The 23,445-nt window shown below is 66.1% G+C and carries 23 protein-coding genes; 20 read left to right on the top strand and 3 right to left on the bottom strand.

What is annotated here, in order from left to right; genetic code table 11:
• Positions 1–11 precede the first annotated feature (11 nt).
• The 6 genes from AB4Y35_RS06210 to AB4Y35_RS06185 all read left to right on the top strand — a co-directional run bounded on the left by AB4Y35_RS06210 (position 12) and on the right by AB4Y35_RS06185 (position 6,736).
• The gene (locus tag AB4Y35_RS06210; RefSeq protein ID WP_368703742.1) at positions 12–1,253 is read left to right on the top strand and encodes an aromatic ring-hydroxylating dioxygenase subunit alpha; all 1,242 of its coding nucleotides are present in this window, start codon (positions 12–14) and stop codon (positions 1,251–1,253) included.
• A gap of 35 nt (positions 1,254–1,288) precedes the next feature.
• Positions 1,289–2,434 (top strand): 2Fe-2S iron-sulfur cluster-binding protein, encoded by a 1,146-nt coding sequence (locus AB4Y35_RS06205; protein WP_368703741.1) that lies wholly within the window; start codon positions 1,289–1,291, stop codon positions 2,432–2,434.
• Positions 2,435–2,546: 112 nt separating this feature from the next.
• A complete protein-coding gene (locus AB4Y35_RS06200) occupies positions 2,547–3,407 on the top strand; it encodes a glycine betaine ABC transporter substrate-binding protein (RefSeq protein ID WP_368686804.1) in 861 nt (286 codons plus the stop codon).
• Positions 3,408–3,637: 230 nt separating this feature from the next.
• Complete coding sequence (locus tag AB4Y35_RS06195) at positions 3,638–4,810, top strand: glycine betaine/L-proline ABC transporter ATP-binding protein (RefSeq protein WP_368703740.1); 1,173 nt, start codon at positions 3,638–3,640, stop codon at positions 4,808–4,810.
• Positions 4,803–5,699, top strand: coding sequence for a choline ABC transporter permease subunit (choW, locus tag AB4Y35_RS06190; RefSeq protein WP_368703739.1), 897 nt, complete (start codon positions 4,803–4,805; stop codon positions 5,697–5,699). The genes AB4Y35_RS06195 and choW overlap by 8 nt, the downstream gene beginning before the upstream one ends.
• 44 nt (positions 5,700–5,743) lie before the next feature.
• Positions 5,744–6,736 carry a GlxA family transcriptional regulator gene (locus tag AB4Y35_RS06185; protein WP_342923515.1) on the top strand — a complete coding sequence of 331 codons (993 nt, stop codon included), beginning with the start codon at positions 5,744–5,746 and terminating at the stop codon, positions 6,734–6,736.
• Positions 6,737–6,759: 23 nt separating this feature from the next.
• On the opposite strand, the gene AB4Y35_RS06180 is transcribed toward AB4Y35_RS06185, so the two are convergent.
• Positions 6,760–7,869, bottom strand: a complete 1,110-nt coding sequence (locus AB4Y35_RS06180) for a GlxA family transcriptional regulator (RefSeq protein WP_368703738.1) — start codon at positions 7,867–7,869, stop codon at positions 6,760–6,762.
• A gap of 236 nt (positions 7,870–8,105) precedes the next feature.
• On the opposite strand from AB4Y35_RS06180, the gene AB4Y35_RS06175 reads away from it, so the two are divergent.
• Positions 8,106–8,366, top strand: a complete 261-nt coding sequence (locus AB4Y35_RS06175) for a hypothetical protein (RefSeq protein ID WP_342925117.1) — start codon at positions 8,106–8,108, stop codon at positions 8,364–8,366.
• A 16-nt stretch (positions 8,367–8,382) separates the two neighbouring features.
• On the opposite strand, the gene purU is transcribed toward AB4Y35_RS06175, so the two are convergent.
• On the bottom strand, positions 8,383–9,264 hold the full coding sequence (purU, locus tag AB4Y35_RS06170) for a formyltetrahydrofolate deformylase (protein WP_368703737.1): 882 nt from the start codon (positions 9,262–9,264) through the stop codon (positions 8,383–8,385).
• Between the two features lie 250 nt (positions 9,265–9,514).
• Here purU and AB4Y35_RS06165 point away from each other — a divergent pair, with 250 nt between their 5' ends.
• Positions 9,515–10,033 carry a hypothetical protein gene (locus tag AB4Y35_RS06165; protein ID WP_368703736.1) on the top strand — a complete coding sequence of 173 codons (519 nt, stop codon included), beginning with the start codon at positions 9,515–9,517 and terminating at the stop codon, positions 10,031–10,033.
• 10 nt (positions 10,034–10,043) lie between these two features.
• Here AB4Y35_RS06165 and AB4Y35_RS06160 read toward each other — a convergent pair whose 3' ends face one another.
• Complete coding sequence (locus tag AB4Y35_RS06160) at positions 10,044–10,643, bottom strand: LysE family translocator (protein WP_368703735.1); 600 nt, start codon at positions 10,641–10,643, stop codon at positions 10,044–10,046.
• Positions 10,644–11,063: 420 nt separating this feature from the next.
• Here AB4Y35_RS06160 and AB4Y35_RS06155 point away from each other — a divergent pair, with 420 nt between their 5' ends.
• The 12 genes from AB4Y35_RS06155 to AB4Y35_RS06100 all read left to right on the top strand — a co-directional run bounded on the left by AB4Y35_RS06155 (position 11,064) and on the right by AB4Y35_RS06100 (position 23,437).
• Positions 11,064–11,765 (top strand): beta-ketoacyl synthase chain length factor, encoded by a 702-nt coding sequence (locus tag AB4Y35_RS06155; RefSeq protein WP_368703734.1) that lies wholly within the window; start codon positions 11,064–11,066, stop codon positions 11,763–11,765.
• On the top strand, positions 11,749–12,543 hold the full coding sequence (locus tag AB4Y35_RS06150; RefSeq protein WP_368703733.1) for a lysophospholipid acyltransferase family protein: 795 nt from the start codon (positions 11,749–11,751) through the stop codon (positions 12,541–12,543). The genes AB4Y35_RS06155 and AB4Y35_RS06150 overlap by 17 nt, the downstream gene beginning before the upstream one ends.
• Entirely contained in the window at positions 12,518–12,817 is a 300-nt protein-coding gene (locus tag AB4Y35_RS06145) for a phosphopantetheine-binding protein (RefSeq protein ID WP_028212563.1), read from the top strand. Before AB4Y35_RS06150 ends, AB4Y35_RS06145 begins: the two co-directional genes overlap by 26 nt.
• 3 nt (positions 12,818–12,820) lie before the next feature.
• Positions 12,821–13,072: an acyl carrier protein gene (locus AB4Y35_RS06140; protein WP_028208535.1), complete on the top strand. Its 252-nt coding sequence runs from the start codon at positions 12,821–12,823 to the stop codon at positions 13,070–13,072.
• A gap of 65 nt (positions 13,073–13,137) precedes the next feature.
• Positions 13,138–13,737 (top strand): hypothetical protein, encoded by a 600-nt coding sequence (locus AB4Y35_RS06135; protein ID WP_368703868.1) that lies wholly within the window; start codon positions 13,138–13,140, stop codon positions 13,735–13,737.
• A complete protein-coding gene (locus tag AB4Y35_RS06130) occupies positions 13,734–15,449 on the top strand; it encodes an AMP-binding protein (protein WP_368703732.1) in 1,716 nt (571 codons plus the stop codon). Before AB4Y35_RS06135 ends, AB4Y35_RS06130 begins: the two co-directional genes overlap by 4 nt.
• On the top strand, positions 15,446–17,155 hold the full coding sequence (locus AB4Y35_RS06125; protein ID WP_368703731.1) for a glycosyltransferase: 1,710 nt from the start codon (positions 15,446–15,448) through the stop codon (positions 17,153–17,155). The genes AB4Y35_RS06130 and AB4Y35_RS06125 overlap by 4 nt, the downstream gene beginning before the upstream one ends.
• The gene (gene hutH, locus AB4Y35_RS06120) at positions 17,142–18,719 is read left to right on the top strand and encodes a histidine ammonia-lyase (RefSeq protein ID WP_368703730.1); all 1,578 of its coding nucleotides are present in this window, start codon (positions 17,142–17,144) and stop codon (positions 18,717–18,719) included. The genes AB4Y35_RS06125 and hutH overlap by 14 nt, the downstream gene beginning before the upstream one ends.
• On the top strand, positions 18,716–19,156 hold the full coding sequence (locus AB4Y35_RS06115) for an acyl-CoA thioesterase (protein WP_368696396.1): 441 nt from the start codon (positions 18,716–18,718) through the stop codon (positions 19,154–19,156). The genes hutH and AB4Y35_RS06115 overlap by 4 nt, the downstream gene beginning before the upstream one ends.
• Positions 19,144–19,830 carry an outer membrane lipoprotein carrier protein LolA gene (locus tag AB4Y35_RS06110; RefSeq protein WP_368703729.1) on the top strand — a complete coding sequence of 229 codons (687 nt, stop codon included), beginning with the start codon at positions 19,144–19,146 and terminating at the stop codon, positions 19,828–19,830. The genes AB4Y35_RS06115 and AB4Y35_RS06110 overlap by 13 nt, the downstream gene beginning before the upstream one ends.
• Positions 19,830–22,259, top strand: coding sequence for an MMPL family transporter (locus AB4Y35_RS06105; RefSeq protein WP_368703728.1), 2,430 nt, complete (start codon positions 19,830–19,832; stop codon positions 22,257–22,259). The genes AB4Y35_RS06110 and AB4Y35_RS06105 overlap by 1 nt, the downstream gene beginning before the upstream one ends.
• Complete coding sequence (locus tag AB4Y35_RS06100; protein WP_368703867.1) at positions 22,256–23,437, top strand: beta-ketoacyl-[acyl-carrier-protein] synthase family protein; 1,182 nt, start codon at positions 22,256–22,258, stop codon at positions 23,435–23,437. The genes AB4Y35_RS06105 and AB4Y35_RS06100 overlap by 4 nt, the downstream gene beginning before the upstream one ends.
• The last annotated feature ends 8 nt before the right edge of the window (positions 23,438–23,445 follow it).

Here is a 23,445-nt window from a genome sequence, read left to right as displayed (position 1 = left end):
CCGGAGCACACATGAAAGTAACGGCAGAGATTCGCGCGCTGATCGAGCGCCGCCAAGCGGGTTACAGCCTGGAGGCGCCTTTCTACCTGAGCGAGGAGATTTTCGCGCTCGATATGGAGACGATTTTCCGGCAACACTGGATCGAGGTCGCCACGGAAGCGGAAATTCCCGAACCGGGCGACTACGTGACCGTCGATCTGGCGGGCGACTCGATCCTGATCGTGCGCGACGACGACATGCAGGTGCGCGCGTTCCACAACGTTTGCCGCCACCGCGGCGCGCGTCTGTGCAACGAAGAGAAGGGGTCGGTGGGCAATATCGTGTGCCCGTATCACAGCTGGACCTACAACCTGACCGGCGCGCTGATGTTCGCCGAGCACATGGGCGAGCAGTTCGACCGCTGCAAGCACAGTCTCAAGAACGTGCATGTGGAAAATCTTGCGGGCCTGATTTTCGTGTGTCTGGCGGAAGAACCGCCCGCCGACTTCGCGCTCATGCGCGCCGAGATGGAGCCGTATTTGCTGCCGCACGACCTGGCGGGCTGCAAGGTCGCCGCGCAGGTGGACATCATCGAGAAGGGCAACTGGAAGCTCGTGATGGAAAACAATCGCGAGTGCTATCACTGCGTCGCGAACCATCCCGAGCTGACGATTTCGCTCTACGAATACGGCTTTGGCTACGCGCGCACGGACGCCAACGCGGAAGGCATGGACGCGTTCGAGCGCACCTGCAACGAGCGCGCGCAGCAGTGGGAAGCGATGGACCTGCCATCGGTCGAAGTCGAAAAACTGCTGGATGTCACGGGTTTTCGCACGCAGCGCCTGCCGCTCGACCGTTGCGGCGAGTCGCAAACGCTGGACGCGAAGGTCGCCTCGAAGAAGCTGCTCGGCGAATTCCGCACGGCCGATCTCGGCGGCCTCTCGTTCTGGACGCAGCCGAATTCGTGGCATCACTTCATGAGCGACCACATCGTGTCGTTTTCCGTGATTCCGCTGTCCGCCGGCGAAACGCTCGTGCGCACGCGCTGGCTCGTTCACAAGGACGCGCGCGAAGGCATCGATTACGACGTGGAGAACCTCACCGCCGTGTGGAACGCGACCAACAACCAGGACCGCACGCTCGTGGAGTATTCGCAGCGCGGCGCGACGAGCAGCGCGTATGAACCGGGTCCGTATTCACCGTACACGGAAGGGCTCGTCGAAAAGTTTTCGGCCTGGTATATCGGCCGCCTCGCCACGCAGATTGGCGCATAACGCACACGCGTAAAGCAGAGAGAGCGGAGTTTGACATGATGCGAGACGCGGCCCAATTCAATCCACTCGACGCCAGCGACAGCCGGGTCACGCGCCCGGCGTTCTGGGGCGCGCTGCCCGAGCGGTGGACGAGCGAGGTCGAGGAAACCCTCGTGTGCTGCCACGTATGGCAGGAAACGCACGACGTGAAGAGCTTTTTCCTGCGCTCGCCGCAGGGCCGCACGTTCTCGTTCGAGCCGGGGCAATTCCTCACGCTCGAACTCGAGATCGACGGCGAGGCCATCAACCGGTGCTATACGATTTCGTCGTCGCCCGCACGGCCTCATACCATTTCCATTACGGTCAAGCGCGTGCCGGGCGGCAAGGTGTCGAACTGGCTGCACGACAACCTGCGCCCGGGCGTTTCGCTGCGCGTGCTCGGGCCGGCCGGCGAATTCACCTGTGCGCGGCACCCCGCGCCGAAGTATCTGTTCCTTTCCGCAGGGTCCGGCGTCACACCGCTGATGTCGATGAGCCGCGCGCATCACGATCTCGCGGAGGACCGCGATATCGTTTTCGTGCACAGCGCCCGCACGCCCGACGACATCATCTTCGCGCGCGAGCTGGAGCTGATCGCGTCGAGCCGCGCGAATTTCCGCACGTCGTTCGTCTGTGAAAGGGTGGGCGCGCGCACCGATTGGTCAGGCGTGACGGGCTTTCTCTCGCTGCCGCTCCTGAAGTTGATTGCTCCGGACTTCATGGAGCGCGAGATCTTCACCTGCGGGCCCGCGCCTTACATGAAAGCCGTGCGCGATCTGCTCGACGAAGCGGGCTTTGCGCGCGAACGCTATCACGAAGAGAGTTTTTCATTCGAAACGCTTACGGCGGATGCCGAAGCACCGGTGGAACAGCCGCCGGCGGAATCGTCGGTCGAAACAGCCAGCTTCAAGATCACCTTCGCGAAGAGCCGCCGCGAGATTCAATGCGGTGCACAACAGACCGTGCTCGACGCCGCGCGCCAGGCCGGCGTGCGCCTCGCTTCCTCGTGCAGCCAGGGCATGTGCGGAACCTGCAAGGTCAAGCTCGTTTCCGGGCAAGTGGATATGAAGCATAGCGGCGGCATACGCCAGCGCGAAATCGATCAGGGCATGGCGCTGCTGTGCTGCTCGAAGCCGCTGTCCGACCTCGTCGTCGACAAATAGCGCGCGCGTCGCGCAACGACAAGAACACGTCGTAAATCGACGTTAGCGGCAGATTGTGGCGGGCGAATCTGCATAGGCACGGGGCGCTTGCCCATATCACAGGAGATCGACCATGAAGCTGGCTGGAAAACTCTTTTGGACCGGTGTGTTATCGGCGATGGTGAGCTTGAGCGCCCCGGCGTTTGCCGACGGCAAGCCGACCTTGAAGATCGGTTATGTCGAGGGCTGGGACGATAGCGTCGCGACGTCCAACGTGGCCGCGCGCATCATCGAGAAACGCTACGGCTATCCGGTGCAGCTCGTGCCGGTGGCCGCGGGCATCATGTGGCAGGGCGTGGCGCGCGGCGACCTCGACGCGACGCTTTCCGCCTGGCTGCCCGTCACACAGGGCGCGTACTGGGCGCAATTCAAGGACAAGGTGGTCGACCTCGGCACGAACTTCACCGGCGCGAAGATCGGCCTCGTGGTGCCCGACTATGTGAGCGCGAAGAGCATCGCCGATCTGAACGCGGACAAGTCGGCGTTCGGCGGGCGCATCGTCGGCATCGACGCCGGCGCGGGCGTGATGCGCAAGACCGACGAGGCCGTCAAGCAATACGACCTCAGCTACAGCGTGATGCCGAGTTCGGGCAGCGCGATGACGGCCGAGCTGGCGCGTTCGGTGGGGTCGAAGAAACCCGTGATCGTCACGGGCTGGACGCCGCACTGGATGTTCGCCAAGTACAAGCTGCGCTTCCTCGACGATCCGAAGAACGTGTACGGCGCGGCCGAGCACGTGGACAACGTGGCCAACCCCGAACTCGAGAAGAAGGCTCCGCAGGTCGTGACGTTCCTGAAGAACTTTCAGTGGAAGCCGGGTGAGATCGATAGCGTAATGCTCGCGATCCAGAACGGCGAGAAGCCCGACGCCGCCGCCGATACGTGGATCGCCGCGCATGGCGACCGCGTGAATGCCTGGGCGGGCACGCAGTAATCGCAAACAATAAAACGGCAGGGGGCCTGCAGCGGCCCCGCCAGATCAGCGCCCATCACGGGCCGCGCGCGGCGCGATTGTGCATATGCAGCATGTAATTTTTCTGATGCGGCGCCGTGTCGCTTTTGCGTAAGCGTCTGTCGCAATTCGCCATCCCGGCAGGGATTTTTCTGGCAACCATGTAGACATACCGTGCGGGCCGGCGCCTGCCGTTCGAGGAGACGGAGTCGATGAAATCCCCCAAGATCGTGGTCGATGGACTATGCAAGGTATTCGGGCCCAACCCGAAGCTTGCCCGTGAGCTGCTTGCGAAGGGCGCGACGAAAGACGAGCTGTTCGCGAAGACCGGCTATGTGCTCGGCGTGAACAATGCGTCATTCGAGGTGCATGAGGGCGAGATTTTCGTGCTGATGGGCCTGTCCGGCTCGGGCAAGTCCACGCTGATCCGGCTCATCAACCGGCTCGTGGAACCCACCGCCGGCAAGGTCATCATCGACGGGCGCGATATCGCGGCCGTGCGGCGCTCGGAACTGGTCTCGCTGCGCCGCACCGACATGAGCATGGTGTTCCAGTCGTTCGCGCTCATGCCGCAGCGCAGCGTGCTCGCGAATGCCGCGTTCGGCCTCGAAGTGGCGGGCGTGGGCCGCAAGGAGCGCGAGCGGCGCGCGCTGGCCGTGCTGGAACAGGTCGGCCTCGCGCCGTTTGCGCAGAAGCTGCCCGCCGAGCTGTCGGGCGGCATGCAGCAGCGCGTGGGGCTCGCTCGCGCGCTCGCGGTGAATCCCTCGCTCATGATCATGGACGAAGCGTTCTCCGCGCTCGATCCGCTCAAGCGCAAGGAAATGCAGAACGTGCTGCTGCAACTGCAAAAAGAGCAGCGCCGCACGATCATGTTCGTTTCGCACGACCTCGAAGAGGCGCTGCGCATTGGCAGCCGCATCGCGATCATGGAAGGCGGCCGCATCGTGCAGATCGGCACACCGCAGGAAATCATCAGCAATCCTGCCGATGACTATGTGCGTGCGTTCTTCGACGGCGTGGACACGAGCCGCTATCTCACCGCCGGCGACCTCATGCAGCGCGAAGCCGTGCCGCTCATCCGCACGCTCGACGCGAAGAGCGTGGCCTCGTCGCTCAACGGCAGCGCCGATTACGCGTTCGTGCTGGACGCCCAGCGCCGCATCAGCGGTTGCGTCACGCGCGATGCGATCGGCGCTGCGCAGCCGTCGCTGAAGAAAGTCGAGTGCATCAAGCTTGGCACGCCGCTGGAGCAGGTGGTCTCGCGCGTGTGTGCGAACACGACGGCGCTGCCCGTGGTCGACGACGAGGGACGCTATTGCGGTTCCATCGATCAGGCCGCCGTCCTGAAGGTCATTACGCGTAATCGAGGTGCCGCCCATGTCTGAGATCATTCCCGTCGGCCAGTGGGTCGATCAGTCGGTTCACTATCTGCTCGACCACGACGCCAACAGCTTCGACGCCGTCGGCAAGGCCATCGAGGGTTTTGCTGCGCTCGTCGAGCACGGCTTGCAGGCCATCCCCATGTGGGCGCTCATGGCGTTCTTCATCGCAATCGGCCTGTGGCGCGTGGGCTGGCGCTTCGCGATATTCGCCACCTGCTCGCTGTTGCTGATCTACGCAACCGGCTTCTGGGATCAGACCGTCGTGACGCTCGGCCTCACGCTCTCGTCGACGGTGATCAGCCTCGTGATCGGCATTCCGCTTGGCATCTGGACGGCGAAGAGCAAGCTCGTGCAAACCATCGTGAGGCCCATTCTCGACCTGATGCAGACCATGCCCGCGTTCGTCTACCTGATTCCCGCCGCAATGCTGTTCGGTCTCGGCCGCGTGCCCGGCATTCTGTCGACGGTAATCTTCGCCATGCCGCCCGCCGTGCGTCTCACGAGCCTCGGCATCAAGCACGTGAATCGCGAGATCGTCGAAGCAGGACAGGCGTTCGGCTGCACGCCGTGGCAACTGCTGTACAAGGTGCAGTTTCCCAACGCGCTGCCGTCCATCATGCAGGGCGTGAACCAGACCATCATGATGGCGCTTTCGATGGTCATCATCGCTTCGATGGTGGGCGCGGGCGGTCTTGGCAACGACGTGCTCGCGAGTATTCAGCGGCTGGATATTGGCCTCGGTTTCGAAAGCGGGCTTTCCGTCGTGCTGCTCGCCATCATCCTCGACCGCATTACTGAGAGCTTTGGCCGGGCGCCGGGCGCCGTGAAAGCGCCGCTGTTCTCGGGACTCAAGCAACTGATGCGCGTGCGTCCCGCAGTCGTCGAGGCGTAAGCGCTGGAATAACACGATCAACCGCGTTTCCCGAGGAGCGCAATGTGACGACCGACATCGCCGTGCCCGAGCCCGAGACGCGCACGGCATCGTCTCTCCGGCATTTCGGTTTCCTGACGTTGCAGAATTTTTCGATGATCGCGTTTTCGAGTGCGGTCGAGGTTCTGCGCATGGCGAACTACGTGGGGCGCGCGGAGCATTACCGCTGGTCGATCTACTCGCTCGACGGCGCACCGGCCCGCGCAAGCAACGGCATCACGGTGCGCCCCGCGCAGGCGCTCGACCCGGCGTGCCTGCCCGATGTGCTGATCGTGTGCGGCGGCATACGCATACGCGAGATCATGAGCGAGGGCGTGCGGGCGACGCTCGCCATGGTGGCACAGCGGGGCGTGCCGCTCGGCGGCATCTGCACCGGTGCTTACGCGCTAATGGCGAGCGGGCTGCTGGACGGTTATCGCTGCGCCGTGCATTGGGAGGATCTCACGGTTCTGCACGAGGAGTTTCCGCGCGTGCGTTTCGCCGACGAGCTGTTTGTGGTCGATCGCGACCGGCTCACTTGCACGGGCGGTACTGCGCCGCTCGATCTGATGCTCGAACTCGTTGGCGCGCGACTTGGTCAGAGTCTTGCTGCCAAGGTGTCCGAACAGTTCATTCTCGAGCGGATTCGCGGCTCGTCGGATCTGCAGCCTATTCCAGTGGATGCGCGTGTGGGTTTTTCGCGCGCGGAGTTGGTGGAGGTCGTGCGGTTGATGGAGGCGAATATCAAGGAGCCTCTCTCGCTGGAGGAACTCGCGCGGCTCGTTCGGCTTTCGCAGCGGCATTTGCAGCGGATGTTCAAGGCTTATCTCAATGTCTCGCCGACGCATTATTACTTGACGTTACGGCTTAAGCGGGCGCGTGAGCTCTTGCGGACTACCGATACTTCGATTTCTCGTGTGACCGCTATTTGTGGGTTTAATTCACCCTGCCATTTTAGTAAGGCGTATCGGGTGCAGTTTGGGCATGCGCCTAGTCATGAGCGGCGCGGCGCTGAGTGATCGGTTTTTTTGCTTTTTCGGCCTCAATGCAACGAACCACTAACAGCAACCTCCCCCTCAGCAAGCGCAGCACCCCCCCGCAAAAGCGCATCAAGCTCCGCCAACTGCACCGAATCCTGCCCACTACGCTGCGCACGAAACATCACCGGCGGCACGCCGAACTGCTTACGAAACTCGCGCCCAAGATGCGAAGCATCCGAAAACCCGCAACTCGAAGCAATATCGGCAACGGTTCGATCCGAACTCGTAAGTAGCCACGCTGCGGTCCGCAGACGCAACGCATTGGCAAACGCGCGCGGACTCTTCCCCGTTTCCGCCTTGAAGAGGCGTTCGAGCTGCCGCGCCGAAAGGTTCAGCTTGCAGGCCAGTTCCTCCAGCGGCACGTTGCGGCCAACCTGCTGCTCCATCAACAGGACGGCGCGCTTGACCTTTGGGTGCGTGGCGGGCTCGAGGCCGGGCGGGTGAGGCTGGGGCGCATTGCCCTTTTGCATTTCGCCGACCAGCAAGATGCGCAGCGCCTTCTGCACAGTCGCGTGATCGAAGTGGCGCAGCAAGATGGCGGCGGCGACGTCGATCGACGCGCGGCCGCCCGAGCAGGTAATGCGGCGACGGTCGATCGCGAACAGCCGGTCGGCGACGATGGCGTCGGCATTGACGTTGGGGAAGCGCTCGATGAAGTCCCAATAGTGGAACCAGCTCACGCATATCCGATGACCGTCGAGCACGCCGGCGCGCATCAGCGCGAAAACGCCCGTGCAGATGCCGACGACCGTCGTCTCGCCGCCAGCCGCGCGGCGGATGTACTGCAGCGTCGCTTCGCTCGCGTGCGGGCCGGAGTGCAGCAGTCCGCCCACGACCACGAGATAGTCGACCGGTTCGGCGTCGGCAAAGGTTTCCCAAGGCGCGATCTGGATGCCGCAGCTCGCACGCACCGGCGCAAGCGTTTCGCCGATCACGCGCCACGAGCAGCGCACGGGCTTGCTGTAGTCGCCTTCGTCGGCGGACAGACGCAGCATGTCGACGAAACCGGAGAACGCGGTCAGCGTGAAGTTCGGCAGCAGCACGATGCCGAAACGGATGCGCTCCTTGGGAGCGGCGTCGATGGAAACGGCGGTGGCGAGAGTGTCGGACATGGAGGCACAGATAAGCGGCGATGCGGTTTCAGCCAAGCTTCCCCGATATGGCCCCGAGGCGCTTGTCGATTTCCGCCATCGATCTTCGCAAAAGCGAAATCTTGAAGGAATACACGCCGCATGGCGGCGCGGTTCCGCCGCCCTGGCGCGTTCGTTCTAGCGCCGCCGCCGCCGCTTTGGTCAACTCGTGAGCGGGCACACGCCCCACGCCGCACCCATCCACGAGGCCCGCTGTCATGCCGCGCACCGTAACCGTCGAACTCAACAAACGCGCCTGTCACGGCGATGCCGAAGCCGCGCTCGCCCTGCTGGAGCAGAGCATGGCGCGCGGGCACGGTCGTATCGGGCTGCTGCGTTATCTGCAGGCGCGTTGCGTGGGCGCGCCGCTCGCGCGGCGGCATCACGACTATGCAGAGCGTGTGGCGAGCCGGATGAGCGAGGGTGCGTTCGCGGCGCTGGTGGCGCAGGCGCAGCGCCGCCACAGCATGGCGGCGTGAAGGCCCGGGCGCTTGCTCACAGCACGACGGTGCGGCCGTCGTTGATGAAGACCCGCCGCTCGAGAAACACCCGCACGGCGCGCGCAAGCGTCACGCACTCGACATCGCGCCCGACGGCCAGCAGACGCTCGGGGTTCAGCGAGTGGTCGACCCGTTGCACCTCCTGCTCGATGATCGGGCCTTCGTCGAGATCGTCGGTGACGAAGTGCGCCGTCGCGCCGATCAGCTTGACCCCGCGCACATGCGCCTGGTGATAGGGGCGCGCGCCCTTGAAGCCGGGCAGGAAGGAATGGTGGATGTTGATGGCGCGGCCCGCGAGTTTCTGGCTCGTTTCGTCGGAAAGAATCTGCATGTAGCGCGCGAGAATCAGCAGCTCCGAACCGGTCGAATCGAACAGGTCGAGGATGGCGGCTTCCTGTTCACGCCGCGTTTCCGGCGTGACGGGCAGATAGTGAAACGGCAGGTCGTGCTGCCTGGCGAGCGGTTCGAAATCGCGGTGATTCGAGGCAATGCCCGCAATGTCCATCTGCAACTCGCCCATGCGCCAGCGAAACAGCAGGTCGGCGAGGCAGTGCTCGAGCTTCGACACCATGATGAGCACTTTGGGACGTACCCGCAGGTCGTGAATGGCCCAGGTCATGTCGTGCTTGCGCGCGACACTGGCGAACTCGTCCCGCAGGCCCGCGAGATCGAAGCGCTCGCCCGCGCCGGGCTGCACGACCTCGTGGAAGACGCAGCGCAGGAAGAAGCGCGTGCTGATGTCGTCGTCGAATACCGTGAGTTCGTCGATATAGCCGCGGTGCGCGTCGAGAAAGCCGGCGACCGCGGCGACCTGCCCGGCCGCGGCGGGGCAGGACAGCGTGAGCACGTAGCGGTGTTGCGGGTCTTCGGTGGGCATGCGCGTTCTCCTCGTGTCGTGGTGCGCCCGCTGCATCTTGCGCGTCGTGCCGGGGCGCTGGCTTGATGGCGCAAGTAAGCCACCAATCGGCGTGCGGCACATAGAACCCACGCGCTGTATCGCGAGAATGAATACGCCAACCCGGCGCCAAAATGAAGAGGGTCACTTTTGCCCCTCGCGCTGTCGCATTCCTGCTATCCCGCGCTTTTTTCTCCGGCAAGCATGGGGCTGCGACGAAACGGGAGCGGAGATGGAGAGTTATCTGGGTCTGCAGGCGAGGGCGTTGAACGGCCAGCGTGCCGCGCTTTTTCGCGTGCGCACCTCGGTCGCCGACGTGTATATGTCGGTGAGCCGCTCGAACTATGGCAACGAGGAACGGGCCGTGGTCGAAGTGGACTGCGCGCGCTTCTTGAGGCTCTGGCGGGACGAACCGTGCGGCGAGTACGCCAGGCTCGCCAACGGCAATCCGCAGACATGGCGTGCCGACCCGCGCTTCGAACTGGCGGCCGAGGGTTTCAGCTTCGGCGAGGAAGACCCGGTGCCGCTTGCAGAAGTCAGTTGCCCGGCGAGCGCAGCCGTACCGTACGTTGCGTTCACGGACGGCGTGATGCGGACCCTCTGGCTAGCCGCCTACGCGGCCAGGTCGTTTCCGGTGGAATGCGCCGTGAACGACGCCGAGGCGCTGCAGCGCCTGGCTGGAACGGCTGGCAGCCGCTGGTGCAGCGTTGCCGAACTCGTTTCGCCGCAAGTCGCGCGAGCCCGGGAATGACGTGATAGCGTCAGTGCGCGAGCGCCCATATGAGCGACACGGAGAACGCGCCCACCACGACGGATGCGCAACGCTGGAAGAACGCGGGGCGAATGAACGGCGCACGGCCGTTGCGCGGCGCGGCGCCAATGGCGATCCACGTCAGGCCGATGGGAATCAGCAGGACCGCGAAGATCGCCATGGCCTGGAGCCACGTGACCACGCTCGCGAACGCCGCGGGCGGAAAAATCGAGCCGGCGAACAAAATGGCCTTGGGGTTGAGCACCGTGGCGCTGAACAGCGTGCGCGTGCCGACCACACCCCTGGCCGAGGTCTCGATCGCGTTGGCCGTGAACCAGAGGCGCAAGGCGAGCCACGCCAGATAGAGGCTGCTGGCCACACGCAGCACCTTCGGCAGCCAGCCCAGCGAATGCGACGCATGGGTGAAGCACAACCCCCAGACGGTAATCGACACCAGGTAGCCGGCCAGTTCGGCTGCGGTCAGATGAGCGGAGTGCCGCAAACCCTGCCGCAAACCGGCGGCGGCGAGCAGGGTGTTGGTCGGCCCCGGCATGAGCAGCACGATCGCGCAGCCCGAGACCATCAGCCCGACGGTGGAGAGGGAAAGCATGAGGGCGACTGGGGGATAGAGGGTTCGGATTATTGGAAGCTGACTGTAGGGTGTCATGGCAGCCAGTGACTAAAACTGCCGCGCGGCGCCCGCATTCTACGGCTTACCCCGGTAACTGCCTATTTCAGCCGGGTCCGGGGCGCTAAACCATTGGCCGATATTCGACATGCTGAGAGCGGCATACGCTTTGGCAGATGCGCGCTTACGCCGCGCGCCTAAATTATTGATTTCAATGCATCTATTGATGCGTAACAAATCATTTCGAAATATTTCATGGTTCGCCCTAAATAATCCGCGAATCACGCCGTTAAAGTACGCACGAGAACTCTGTCCAGAATATTTGCGGGCCGAGGAAGAATAAACATACGCCGTTCGGGGCCGAGAGCCCGCACGCTGCGGCCGCCGTTATCGTCAACCCCTATGCCCGATTTGTCGTGGACCATGCCCGTGGCGCGTTGGTCCTTCTGGTCTTCCGCATCGGAAAGTCTGCCTGAGGTTGCGTTCGTCGATCCGATGATGCGCCGCCGGCTGAGCGCGCTTTCGCGGATGGCGCTGAAGGTGGCCGGCGACTGCGTCGATGCGCAAGCCAGGACACGCGTGGTTTTCGCATCGCGGCACGGCGAGTTGCGCCGCACGACGGACATTCTGCGCGACATCGAGACAAGCAAACCGGTTTCGCCGAACGCGTTCAGCCTTTCCGTGCTCAACGCGATGACGGGGCTGTTCGGCATCGTGCGGGGCGACCGTTCGCCGGCGACGGCCCTCTCGGCAGGCGCGCAGACGCTGGGCTACGCGCTGCTCGAAGGCCACGCGCTGCATACGGAAGACCCCGCAAGCCCCGTATTGATCGTCTACGCCGACGAACCCGCCGACGCGCGCTACGGCGCGGTCGAGCAGGAAGTGCAGCGCGGCGCGTTCGCGCTGCTGCTCGATGCGAGCGCGGCTGCGCAAGGCCGGCTCGCGTGCTCCATCACGGAAGACAAGCCGGGCCCGGCCGCGGCGGCACGCGCATTCGCTACGCAAAGCGAAGCGCTGCATCACTGCCTGAGCGGCGGCGCAAGCGCCGCGTGGCAGGGCGGCGGCGGCACATGGCAATGGAGCTGGCATGTTGGCTCGGCTTGACTACGGCTGGCGGCTCTTCGCCACCGGCTTCAGCTTCGCGATGTTCGGCGCGTGCGGGCTGCTGTTCTCGGTCATCGTATTTCCGCTCGCGGCGGTCTGGCCGCATCGCGCTTCGCGGCAACGCGCGGTCACTACCGTCATCCACTGGTTTTTCCGCTCGCTCGTGGCCGCCTTGCAGCGCGCGGGCGTCATGACGCTCGACGTGGCCGGCGCGAACGCGCTGCGCTCGGGCGCACCCGCCATCGTCGTCGCGAACCATCCCACCTACCTCGACGTGGTCGTGCTGCTCGCGCTCACGCCTTCCGCCTGTTGCGTCGTGAAGAACGCGCACTGGCGCAACCCGTGCTTCTGGGGCATCGTGCGGGCGGCCGAGTACGTGAGCAACGCCGATCCCGCAGGCTTCGTGCAGGACTGCGCGCGCCAACTGGTGAACGGCTACAGCATGATCATTTTTCCCGAAGGCTCGCGCAGCCCGGCGCCGAATCGCCTGCACGCGTTCTCGCGCGGCTTCGCGCATACGGCGCTCGAGGCCGGCGCGCCGGTTCTGCCCGTGCTCATGCACTGCGATCCGCCCGCCTTCACCAAGCAGATGCGCTGGTATCACGTTCCGCAGCGACCCTTTCGCATGACCGTGAACGTGCTGGCACCCATCGGCGTCCAGCCGCTCGCGCCGCGCGACATGCCTTCCGCACTCGCCGCGCGCAACGTCACGCGCACCATCGAGGCGCAAATCACACAGCACCTGTTTGACTATGGATACTTTAAAACTGGAAATTAAGCGGCTCCTGATCGAGGCGCTCGATCTCGAGCATCTCACGCCCGCCGATATCGACGACGACGCGCCGCTGTTCGACACCGACGGCGTGGGGCTCGACTCGATCGACGCGCTGGAGATCGGCATCGTGCTGCGCCAGCGCTATCAACTGACCATCAACGCCGACGACGAAAACGTGCGCGGCTACTTCCGGTCGATCAATACGCTCGCGGCGCTCGTCGCGGGCCACGCAAACGAAAACGAGGCGCTGGAAGCCACTGCAGGGAAAGGGGATTGAATCATGAACGAAGCTGAAATTCTCGACCGTATCCGCGAGATCTTTCACGAGAACTTCGATATCGATCCGGCGCGCGTCACGCCGGAGGCGCACCTGTTCGAGGAACTGGATCTGGACAGCATCGACGCGGTCGATCTGGCCATCAAGCTCCAGGAAATGACGGGCCGCCGCATCAAGCCGGAAGAGTTCAAGCAGGTGCGCACGGTGGGCGACGTGATCGCCGCGGTCGAGTCGCTGCTCGTGACCCAGGCTTGAGGCCATTCGTGACGGCTCTTCGCGGGCCCGGCCCGGCTGAGCCTGCCGCGGCAGGTGAAAGCAACGTGGCAGGCGGCCGGGCGCGCAGCAAATGGAAGCTGCTAGCCGGTCTCGCCTACCCGGTCGTGATTCTCTGCGCGTGGCGCTGGGATTCGCCGCGCTTCGTGGGCTTGTTGCTGCTCGTGCTGCTCTGGATGCAGCGCGTGGCCGGCACGGGCGCGCTCGCCGCCACCCTGCGCAAGCTCACGCCGGTGGACTGGGCCGTGGCCGTCATGCTCAATATTGCCTCGGTGGCCATCGTCATCACCAATAGCGAACGGCTCATGCGCCTGTATCCTTCGCTCGTGAATCTCGGGCTGCTCGTCGCCTTCGGCGCGACCCTCGTGAAGGGGCCGTCGATGATCGAAAAATTCGCACGTCTGACCTATGCCGATCCGCCCGCGCACATCGTGTGCTATACGCGCCGCGTCACGCAACTCTGGTGTGTTTTCTTCGCTTTGAACAGTGTGTTTTCCGCCTGGACGGCACTCGCCTGGCCTGCTCGCGCCTGGTCGCTCTACAACGGCATGCTCGCGTATGTGATCATCGGTGCGCTGCTCGCCGGCGAGTTCGTCTGGCGCAAATGGATCATGCTGCCGCGTGCTGCGCGACGGGAGGCGGTGTGATCGCACTGCACGAGCTTCTCGTGGCGCGTTGCCGCGAGCCGCGCAGCGTCGTTTGCGTCGATGGCGCCAACGTGACGGATTTCGCTATGTTCCGTACGCATGCGCTTGGCATCGCGGCGCGCCTGCGCACGCGGCCGGGCCTGCGCTTCGCGCTATGGAGCGACGACCCGTATCTATTCGCCTGCGCTTTGTTCGGACTGCTTGTTGCAGGCAAGGTGCCCGTGATTCCGGCGAACGCGACGCCGGGCTATCTCGCCGAACTGAGCGACGCGTACGATGCGGTGCTCGACGAAAACGAGCTTGCCGCGTGGTGTGCCGATACGGCCGCGGTTCAACCCGTCGAACCCGCCATGGCGATCGACGCGAATGCGATGCTCACGCTCTTCACGTCGGGCAGCAGCGGCACGCCGAAGGCGGTCCACAAGACGCTCGCGCAGTTCGACGCCGAAGTGCATACGCTGGAAGCCGCATGGGGCGCGCTGCTGGGCGACGCGGCCGTGCTCGCGAGCGTGCCGCATCACCACATTTACGGGCTGCTGTTCCGCGTCTTCTGGCCGCTGGCCGCGGGCAGGCCGTTCGCCCGCGCGACCTGTGCCGACCCGGCGCAATTGCAGGCGCGGATTGCCGAATGTTCGGCGCAGTGCGACGCGACCGTCGTCGTCTCGACGCCTGCGCAGCTCTCGCGCTGGCCCGATCTGCCGGGGTTCGCGACACTCGCCCCGCAGCCGCGCGCGTTCTTCTCGTCGGGCGGCCCGCTGCCGCTCGACACGGCGAAGCAATACGCCGCCACGTTCGGTGCCGCGCCGCTGGAGATCTACGGCAGCACGGAGACGGGCGGCATCGCCTGGCGCAGACAAACCGAAGCGCAAGCATGGACGCCCATGCCGGGCATCGCCGTGCGCGCGGGCGCAGCGGACGAGGGCGGCGCGCTCGAAGTGCGCTCGCAGCATCTCGGCCACGACGGCTGGCATCGCACCGACGACAAGGCCGCGTTCGACGAGCACGGCCGCTTCGTGCTGCAAGGGCGTCTCGACCGCGTGGTCAAGCTCGACGGCAAGCGTGTGTCGCTCAGCGAGATGGAGAGCAAACTGCTGCTGCATCCCGGCGTTGCCGAAGTCAGAACGGTGCTGCTCGAAGGCGGCTCACGCGAGCGCATTGGCGCGCTCGTGGTGCTCACCGCGGAGGGCCGCGAAACGCTGCGCCGCGACGGCCGCGTTCTGCTCCTGAAAGCATTTCGCCGCCATCTCGCCGCCTGGTTCGACACTGTCGTTCTGCCGCGCCACTGGCGCATTCATAGCGCGCTGCCAGTCGACTCGCGCGGCAAGATTCAGGCGCAAGCGGTCGCCCGTGCGTTCGCGGCCAGCGAAGAAGGGTTCGAGTTGCTTGCGCAATGGGACGACGCAGAAGGGCGGGCGTTCGAACTGCGCGTGCCGCACACGCTCGTTCATTTCGCGGGCCACTTTCCGGGGCTGCCGATTTTGCCGGGCGTCGTGCAGGTGGACTGGGCGATGCGGTTCGCGCGCGACTGGGTGCCCGGCGTGCGCGCGCTCGCCTCGATCGATCAACTGAAATTCACCATGCCAGTGCCGCCGGGCGTGCTGCTCAAGCTCGTGCTCAAGCACGACGCCGTGCGCCGCCGCGTAGCGTTCGCGTGGCGCGTCGGCGAGCGTGACTGCGCGTCCGGCGTTTTCGTATACAGGGAGCCCGCATGAGCCTCGCGGCCTGTATCGTCATTCCGATCTACAACCACAAGGACGCGATCGGCGGCACCGTGGCGAACCTGATCGTCCACGGCCTGCCGCTCATCGTCGTGGACGACGGCAGCGACGAAGCCACCCAGCAGGTGCTGGCGGACCTCGCGCGCCGCTACGCCGGCAAGCTCACGCTGCGGCGCCTGCCCGTGAACGGCGGCAAGGGCGCCGCGGTGATGGCGGGGCTGCGCGCCGCGCGCGACGCCGGCTATACGCATGCGCTGCAGATCGACGCCGACGGCCAGCACGACGCTTCGGACGTCCCGCGCTTTCTCGCCGCTGCGCAGGCGAATCCGCGCGCGGTCGTGATCGGCCAGCCCGTCTACGACGAGAGCGTGCCGAAAGCGCGTCTCTACGGGCGCTATCTGACCCACGTATGGGTCTGGATCGAGACGCTCTCGTTCACGATCCGCGATTCGATGTGCGGCTTTCGCCTCTATCCGCTCGACCTCGCGTGTGCGCTGATCGACAGCGTGAAGCTGCCCGAGCGCATGGACTTCGACATCGAGATTCTCGTGCGCCTGCACTGGCGGCGCGTGGCGTTCGTCTCGATTCCGACCGCCGTCACCTACGCGGCCGACGGCGTCTCGCATTTCGACGTGCTGTGGGACAACGTGCGTATCAGCCGCAGCCATACGCGGCTCGTCGCGGGCATGCTCGCGCGTCTGCCGCTGCTGCTCGCGCACAAGGCCCTGCCGCGGCGCACGGAGGCGGGCGACGGCAACGACCCGTGGTGGCGCACTGCCGAACGCGGCAGCCGGCTCGGCATGGCGCTGCTTGCCTGGAGTTGCGGCCTGTTCGGGCGGCGCTTCACCGCGCTTTGGCTGCACCCCATCGTCGCTTACTTCCTGGTCACGGGCCGCCCCGCACGCGACGCTTCGCGGCGCTATTTCGACCGGCTGCGCCAGTGCTCGCCGGAAAGCGAGACGCCGCGCCCCGGCTGGTTCACGGCCTATCGCCATATGCTCTCGTTCGCGCAATCTGGCTTCGACAAGCTGGCCGCCTGGACAGGCCGCGTCGGTGAGGCCGACGTGGAGATCGACGACCCACGCGCGTTCGACGCGTTGATCGCGAGCGGCCGCGGCGCGCTCGTGATCGGCTCGCACCACGGCAACCTCGAAATGGCGCGGGCGCTGGCCGTGCGCGGCGCGCAAACGAAGGTGACGGCCATCGTCTACACGGAGCACGCCAAACGCTTCAACAGCGTGCTGGCTTCCGCGCATCACGATTTCGCGCAGCATCTCGTGCCGGTGAGCGACTTCGGCCCGCAGACGGCGCTGATGATGCAGGAGCGCATCGAGCGCGGCGAGCTGCTCGTCATCGTCGGCGACCGCACGCCTGCGCGCGAAACCGGCCGTACCACCGAAGCGCAATTCCTCGGCGAGACGGCCGCGTTTGCCCAGGGCCCCTATGTATTGGCGCACGCGCTCGCGTGCCCCGTTTATCTGTTGTTCTGCCTGAAAGAGCACGCGGGCTACCGGCTCTACTTCGAGCCGTTTGCCGAGCGCATCGATCTGCCGCGGCGTGGCCGCGCCGAGCATATAGCGGCATGGGCGCAGCGCTTTGCGTCGCGCCTCGAACACTATTGCCGCAAGGCGCCGTACCAATGGTTCAACTTCTACGATTTCTGGGCGCGCCCCAGTGGGGGAGCGAATGGCCGAGACTGACCTGAAGGATGCCGGAGTCAACGCGGATGCCGTGGTAGTCGGCGGCCGCCATTTGACGATCGAGGACGTCGTGGCGGTTGCGCGCGGGGAGGCCGCCGTGCGGCTCAACGACGACCCGGCCTGGCGCGAACGCATCGCGCGCGGCGCGGAGTTCTTGCGCCGGCATCTCGCCGCCGGTGCGACCGTGTACGGCGTCAATACGGGCTACGGCGACGCCTGCGTCGTCGACGTGCCGATGGCGCTGGTCGAGGCCCTGCCGCTGCAGCTCACGCGCTATCACGGCTGCGGCATGGGCGAGTATCTCGACGACGCCTCGGCGCTCGCCGTGATCGCCGCGCGTCTGAATTCGCTGGCGTTCGGGCTTTCGGGCGTGCGCCCGGTGCTGCTCGAACGCCTCGCCGATCTCATCAATCATCGCGTGTTGCCGCGGATTCCCGCCGAAGGCTCGGTGGGCGCAAGCGGCGACCTCACGCCGCTTTCGTATGTCGCGGCGGCGCTGGTCGGCGAGCGCGGCGTGCAGTTTCGCGGCGCGCCGTGCGAGGCGCGCGACGCGTGGCTCGCGCTAGGCCGCGAACCGCTCACGCTCGCGCCCAAGGAAGGCCTCGCGCTGATGAACGGCACGGCGGTCATGACGGGCCTCGCCTGTCTCGCGTTCACGCGCGCGGCGCAGCTCGCGCGCCTGGCCGCACGTCTCACCGCGCTCGCCACGGTGGCGCTCGACGGGCGCGCCGCGCATTTCGACGCGTTCATCTTCGAAGCCAAGCCGCACGCGGGGCAGGGCGAGGCGGCGGCCTGGATCCGCGCCGACCTGGCCGGCCGTCCGGACACGCCGGGTCACCGGCTGCAGGACCGCTATTCGATCCGCTGCGCGCCGCACGTGATCGGCGTGGCGAACGACGCGCTTACGTGGATGCGGCGCGACATCGAGAACGAACTGAACAGCGCCAACGACAATCCGCTGATCGATCCCGACGGCGAGCGCGTGCTGCACGGCGGCAACTTCTACGGCGGCCATATCGCGTTCGCCATGGACGGCCTCAAGACGGCCGTGGCGAATCTCGCCGATCTGATGGATCGCCAGTTCGCCTTGCTCGTCGACGACAAGTTCAACAACGGCCTGCCGCGCAACCTCACGGGCGCGACGAGTGCGCGCGCGCCGATCAATCACGGCTTCAAGGCCGTGCAGATTTCGTCGTCGGCGTGGACGGCGGAGGCGCTCAAGCACACGATGCCCGCGAGCGTGTTCTCCCGCTCGACGGAGGCGCACAACCAGGACAAGGTGAGCATGGGGACGATCGCGGCGCGCGACTGCTTGCGCGTGCTGCAACTGACCGAGCAGGTCGCGGCCGCTCACGCGCTCGCCACCGTGCAGGCCGCGCGCCTGCGTCTGCGCGGCAACGCCGCGACGGTGATTCCCGAGCCGCTTGCCGCGTTCATGGAAGACGTGGCCGCGACGTCGCCATTCGTCGACGAGGACCGCGCGCTCGAACACGAACTGCGCGCCATGACGGAGCGCATCGCAACAGGCGACTTCCTCGGGCAGAACGCGGAGGGCAGGCCATGAGCGAGGCGCGCAAGGTGGTGCCGGTGTTGAGCGCGAGCGCGAACGTGGAAGTGCCGTTCCACGACGTGGACGCGATGAACGTCTGCTGGCACGGCCACTATCTGAAGTATTTCGAGTTCGGCCGCGCGGCGCTGCTGCGCAAGTTCGACTACGACTATCGCGAGATGCAGGCGTCGGGCTACGTGTGGCCCGTGGTCGAAGCGCATTTGAAGTATGTGCGGCCCGCTATTTATGGGCAGCAGCTCGAGGTCTGCGCGGACCTGATCGAGTACGAAAATCGCCTGAAAATCAGCTACGAAATCTACGATCGCGATTCGCGCACGCGCCTCACGAAGGGCTACACGATCCAGGTCGCCGTGAACGCCGCCACGCAGGAGCTGCAGTTCGTCTCGCCGCCTGTCGTGCTCGAAAAGCTGGAGCGTGCATGGGCGCGTTGAAACGATACGCGGCGGCGGTGGCCGCACTGCTTGCGCTTCAGTCGGTGTGGATGCCGGTGCGGGCCGCGACGGCGCCCGTGAACGTGAGCACTGGCGCGAACGCCGGCGACGCGGCACTCGTCTCGCAGATCGCGGCGCGTCTTGCGCGCGCGAACGGCGTGCGTGCGCATTTCACGCAAACGCAGACGCTTGCCGCGATGAAAGCCCCGCTCGTCAGCACGGGCTCGCTGCTGTTCTTTCGCGAGCGCGGCGTGATCTGGCAGGTCGAAACGCCATACAAGAAGACGTGGATCATGCGCGACAGCGGCGTCACCGTGATCGATGCCAACGGTCAACCTGATCAGCGCACCCGGAACGGCGGTGCGCAGGGCGCGCGCGGTGCGGCAGAGATCGCGAAGATGATGCGGGCGATGCTCGGCGGCGACCTGAGCGGGCTGTACTCGCAATTCGACGTAGCGCCGCGCGGCACGCCTTCGCAATGGCAGATGCGCCTCGTGCCGCGCCAGCCGCAGATCGCGCAGGCGCTGCGCGGCATCGAGATGGATGGCGGCGACTTCCTTCACAGCTTGCGCATCACGTTCGCCAACGGCGACGTCACGCAATACGACTTTAGCGGCAGCGCGCAGGTGTCCGAACTGACGCCCGCCGACCAGAAGCTTTTCGGAACGCCATAGTGAGTTCCTCCGAGCTTCGCACCGCAACCCAGTCGCGGCGGCAGTGGACGCTGCGGGCCGCGTGGCTGCTGCTGGCCCTCGCGGCGGCGCTGTATTGCGCCTGGCGCTTTGCGGGACCGACGCCCCTGCAGACCAACCTGCTCGCGCTGCTGCCCGCAACCGAAGCGGACCCCGTGGCCGAAGAGGCCGTGGACCAGCTCGCGAGCGCGCTCGGCAACCGCGCCGTGCTGCTGGTGTCGAGCCGCGACGCGGCGCACGCGAAAGCCGCGGCACAGCAACTGGGCGCGGTGCTCAGCGCAAGTCACGCGTTCGCCTCGGTGACGGCGCAAGTCCCGCCGTTCGACCTCGGGCGCATCACGCGTTTCTACCTGCCGTACCGCTTTGGCCTGCTGACTGCGCAAGACCGTGCGCTTGCCTCCGGAAGCACCGAAACGTTGCGCGGCGCGCTCGCCGAGCGCCTCTATGGACTGCCGAATGCGGCTCTCGCAACGTCGCTCGCCGACGATCCCTTCGGCTGGCTTCAGCACTGGCTCGCGGGGCTGCCGCTCGCGGCATCGAATCTCACCGTCGAGGACGGTTTCCTCGTTGCGCATCGCCCTGACACCACGAGCGTGCTCGTGATTGGCACGCTGCCTGGGTCAGCCTACGAGTCCGATGTTCAGCGAGGTGTGCTGCTTGCCGTCGCGCACGGTGAAATTGCGCTCAAGGCGTCGTGGCCGGACGTCACGCTCGCGCGTACAGGCGCCGTGTTCTATGCCGAGTCTGCACGGCGCGCCTCGGAGCGCGACGTCCATGTGATCGGCATCGTTTCGGCGGTGGGCATCGCGCTGCTGATGCTGTGGATCTTCCGCTCGCCGCGGCTGATCCTGCTGGGCTTCGTTTCCACGGCGCTCGGCATCGTCTGCGCGCTCGCGGCCACGATGCTCGTCTTCGGCAAGCTGCATCTGCTGACGCTCGTGTTCGGTGCGAGCCTGATCGGCGAGGCGGTCGATTACTCCATTCAGTACTTCGTCGTCTACCTGGGCACGCGGCACGGCTGGGATGCGCGGCGCGGCGCGCGGGAAGTGCTGCCCGCGCTCACGGTGGCGCTCAGCACGAGCCTGCTTGGCTACGCCATCCTGACGTTCGCGCCGTTTCCGGCGCTCAGGCAGATCGCGTGCTTCGCCATCGTCGGCATCTTCACCGCTTTCGCTTCGGTCATCTGGCTGTTGCCGAGCCTCATGACGCAGCCCGCGCGCCGCAGTCCCCAAACGCTCTTCGCCGTGGCCGCGGGCTCGCTCGCGAAATGGCAGGCGCTGATCGGCGGCCGTCGCGCCTGGGGCGTCGCGCTCGCTCTCCTGGTCGTAGCCGTGCCGGGCTGGCTGCAACTGCGTAGCGACGACGACATTCATCTGCTGATCCAGCGGGACCCGGCGCTCGTCGCGCAGGAGCGCGTGGTGTCGAGCGCCGTGGGCGCCGACAACAGCGCGCAGTTCTTCGTCGTGCGCGGCGCGTCGCCCGAGGCCGTGCTCGAGCGCACCGAGGCGTTGTGCGCGCGGCTCGACATGCTCACGGGCGCGTCCGCGCTGAGCGGCTGGCAATCGGTCACGTCGTTCGTGCCGTCCGAAGCACGGCAGCGGGCCGATCGCGCGTTGCTCGGCGCACACGTGTTCGCCGATCCCGCCGCCTTGCGCACGCTGCTGGGCGCGGCGGGCTTTCGTGACGAGGTGGCGCAAACGTGGCTCGATGCCTGGGCGCACTCGGGCGCTGCCGTGCTGCACGTGGACGACTGGCTCGCCGAACCCTGGTCGCAGCCGTTCCGCCACCTGTGGCTCGGGCGATCCGTGAGCACACCCGGCGCATTCGCGGCGATCGTGATTCCGCAAGGCGTGTCCGCTGCGAATGCGCCCGCGCTGCTCGACGTCGCGCACGCGTTGCCCGGCGTGAGCTTCGTCGACAAGGCCGCGAGCGTATCGCGGCTCTTTGGCGTGTACCGGCAGGATGGTGCGATCTGGCTCGCGGGCGCGCTCACGCTCGTGCTCGCGCTGCTGATGTTCCGCTACGGCTGGCGCGGGGCCATCGCGGTCGCGCTGCCGGTGTGGCTCGCCATCGGCGTCACGCTCGCCGCTTTCGGCTATGCGCACGTGCGCATCAATCTCTTCAACATGCTGGCGCTGATGCTCGTGCTCGGCGTGGGCGCGAACTACGCCGTCTTTCTGCGCGAAGGCGCGCTGCGCGCCGCCACCGATCGCGGCGCGGTATGGACCGGTGTGCTGCTGTCCGCCGCGACCACGCTGCTCTCGTTCGGCATGCTCGGCATGAGTTCCATGCCCGCTCTCAAGAGTTTCGGCGCCACGTTGTCGCTCGGCATCATGGTGTCCGTCATGCTCGCGCCTATCGGCATAAGCGGAACAAGCGGCATGCCCACGAATCAACGGAGAAAGGCCTGATGGCGCTCCCTGTCTATTTGCACGCGCTCGGCATGGTCAATGCGCTCGGCGACGACGTACCTGCGATCGTCGCAGCGCTCGCGCGCGGCGAGGCGCCCGGCATGGGGCCGATCGCGACGCGTACCGGCACGGCTTTCGCGGGCAGCGTGAAGGCGCCGCTCGACCTTGCGCCACCCGCGTCGCTCGCCTGCTACGACTGCCGCAACAACCGGCTTCTGCTCGCCGCGCTGGCGCAGATCCGACCCGCCATCGAAGCCGCGCGCGAGCGCTTCGGCGCGGGCCGTATCGGCGTCGTGCTGGGGACGAGCACGTCGGGCATCAGCGCCGTGGAAGCGACGTTCACGCAGCCGGTGCAGCAAGACGCCGCTTCGACGTTCGACTACCGCCAGATGGAGATCGGCACGGCCGCGCCGTTCGCCGCCGCGGCGCTCGATCTGCGCGGCCCGGCGTATACGATCTCCACGGCATGCACCTCGAGCGCCAAGGCGTTCGCCGCCGCGCGCCGTCTGCTGCGCGCGAACCTGTGCGATGCCGTCGTCGTGGGCGGCGTCGATTCGCTTTGCGAACTCACGCTGCAAGGCTTCGCCTCGCTCGAATCGACGAGCCCCGTACGGACCAACCCGATGAGCGCACAGCGTCGCGGCATCAACATCGGCGAGGGCGCGGCAGTGTTCCTGATGAGCCGCGAGGAAGGGCCGGTGATGCTCGCGGGCGCGGGCGAGTCGAGCGATGCCCACCACATATCCGCCCCCGACCCGCAGGGCGCGGGTGGCGAACTCGCATTGCGTGCGGCGCTCGCCGATGCGGGCATCGGCGCGGCCGCGATCGGCTACGTCAACCTGCACGCAACGGCCACGATCAAGAACGACCAGATGGAAGCGCATCTCATGGCGCGCGTGTTCTCAGACGGCGTGGCCGCGAGCGGCACGAAGCCGCTCACGGGTCATACGCTCGGCGCGGCAGGCGCGAGCGAACTGGGGCTCGCGTGGCTCACGCTCGCCCGCGACGACGTCGCGCTGCCGCGCCATCTGTGGGACGGGGAAGCCGATCCGGCGCTGCCCGCGCTCGACCTGGTTCAAGACCTGCGGCATTTGCCGCGCAACGGGGTGCGCCAATACGTGATGAGCAACTCATTCGCGTTTGGCGGCAGCAACGCGTCACTCATACTCGGACGATGATCGAGGCC

Source organism: Paraburkholderia sp. EG286A (genome assembly GCF_040965375.1).
In the GTDB taxonomy this organism is placed as follows: Bacteria; Pseudomonadota; Gammaproteobacteria; order Burkholderiales; family Burkholderiaceae; genus Paraburkholderia.
Note: the sequence above shows the minus strand (reverse complement) of the source record. Positions and strands in the feature narration are given on the sequence as shown.

Excerpts from the sequence above, each read along its gene's own strand:
- hutH (WP_368703730.1), top strand. The coding sequence starts at position 17,142 with ATGGCCGAGACTGACCTGAAGGATGCCGGAGTCAACGCGGATGCCGTG.
- AB4Y35_RS06110 (WP_368703729.1), top strand. The coding sequence starts at position 19,144 with ATGGGCGCGTTGAAACGATACGCGGCGGCGGTGGCCGCACTGCTTGCG.
- AB4Y35_RS06205 (WP_368703741.1), top strand. The coding sequence starts at position 1,289 with ATGATGCGAGACGCGGCCCAATTCAATCCACTCGACGCCAGCGACAGC.
- AB4Y35_RS06155 (WP_368703734.1), top strand. The coding sequence starts at position 11,064 with ATGCCCGATTTGTCGTGGACCATGCCCGTGGCGCGTTGGTCCTTCTGG.
- AB4Y35_RS06210 (WP_368703742.1), top strand. The coding sequence starts at position 12 with ATGAAAGTAACGGCAGAGATTCGCGCGCTGATCGAGCGCCGCCAAGCG.
- AB4Y35_RS06150 (WP_368703733.1), top strand. The coding sequence starts at position 11,749 with ATGTTGGCTCGGCTTGACTACGGCTGGCGGCTCTTCGCCACCGGCTTC.
- AB4Y35_RS06145 (WP_028212563.1), top strand. The coding sequence starts at position 12,518 with ATGGATACTTTAAAACTGGAAATTAAGCGGCTCCTGATCGAGGCGCTC.
- AB4Y35_RS06200 (WP_368686804.1), top strand. The coding sequence starts at position 2,547 with ATGAAGCTGGCTGGAAAACTCTTTTGGACCGGTGTGTTATCGGCGATG.
- AB4Y35_RS06175 (WP_342925117.1), top strand. The coding sequence starts at position 8,106 with ATGCCGCGCACCGTAACCGTCGAACTCAACAAACGCGCCTGTCACGGC.
- purU (WP_368703737.1), bottom strand. The coding sequence starts at position 9,264 with ATGCCCACCGAAGACCCGCAACACCGCTACGTGCTCACGCTGTCCTGC.
- choW (WP_368703739.1), top strand. The coding sequence starts at position 4,803 with ATGTCTGAGATCATTCCCGTCGGCCAGTGGGTCGATCAGTCGGTTCAC.
- AB4Y35_RS06115 (WP_368696396.1), top strand. The coding sequence starts at position 18,716 with ATGAGCGAGGCGCGCAAGGTGGTGCCGGTGTTGAGCGCGAGCGCGAAC.
- AB4Y35_RS06195 (WP_368703740.1), top strand. The coding sequence starts at position 3,638 with ATGAAATCCCCCAAGATCGTGGTCGATGGACTATGCAAGGTATTCGGG.
- AB4Y35_RS06160 (WP_368703735.1), bottom strand. The coding sequence starts at position 10,643 with ATGCTTTCCCTCTCCACCGTCGGGCTGATGGTCTCGGGCTGCGCGATC.
- AB4Y35_RS06140 (WP_028208535.1), top strand. The coding sequence starts at position 12,821 with ATGAACGAAGCTGAAATTCTCGACCGTATCCGCGAGATCTTTCACGAG.
- AB4Y35_RS06125 (WP_368703731.1), top strand. The coding sequence starts at position 15,446 with ATGAGCCTCGCGGCCTGTATCGTCATTCCGATCTACAACCACAAGGAC.
- AB4Y35_RS06165 (WP_368703736.1), top strand. The coding sequence starts at position 9,515 with ATGGAGAGTTATCTGGGTCTGCAGGCGAGGGCGTTGAACGGCCAGCGT.
- AB4Y35_RS06180 (WP_368703738.1), bottom strand. The coding sequence starts at position 7,869 with ATGTCCGACACTCTCGCCACCGCCGTTTCCATCGACGCCGCTCCCAAG.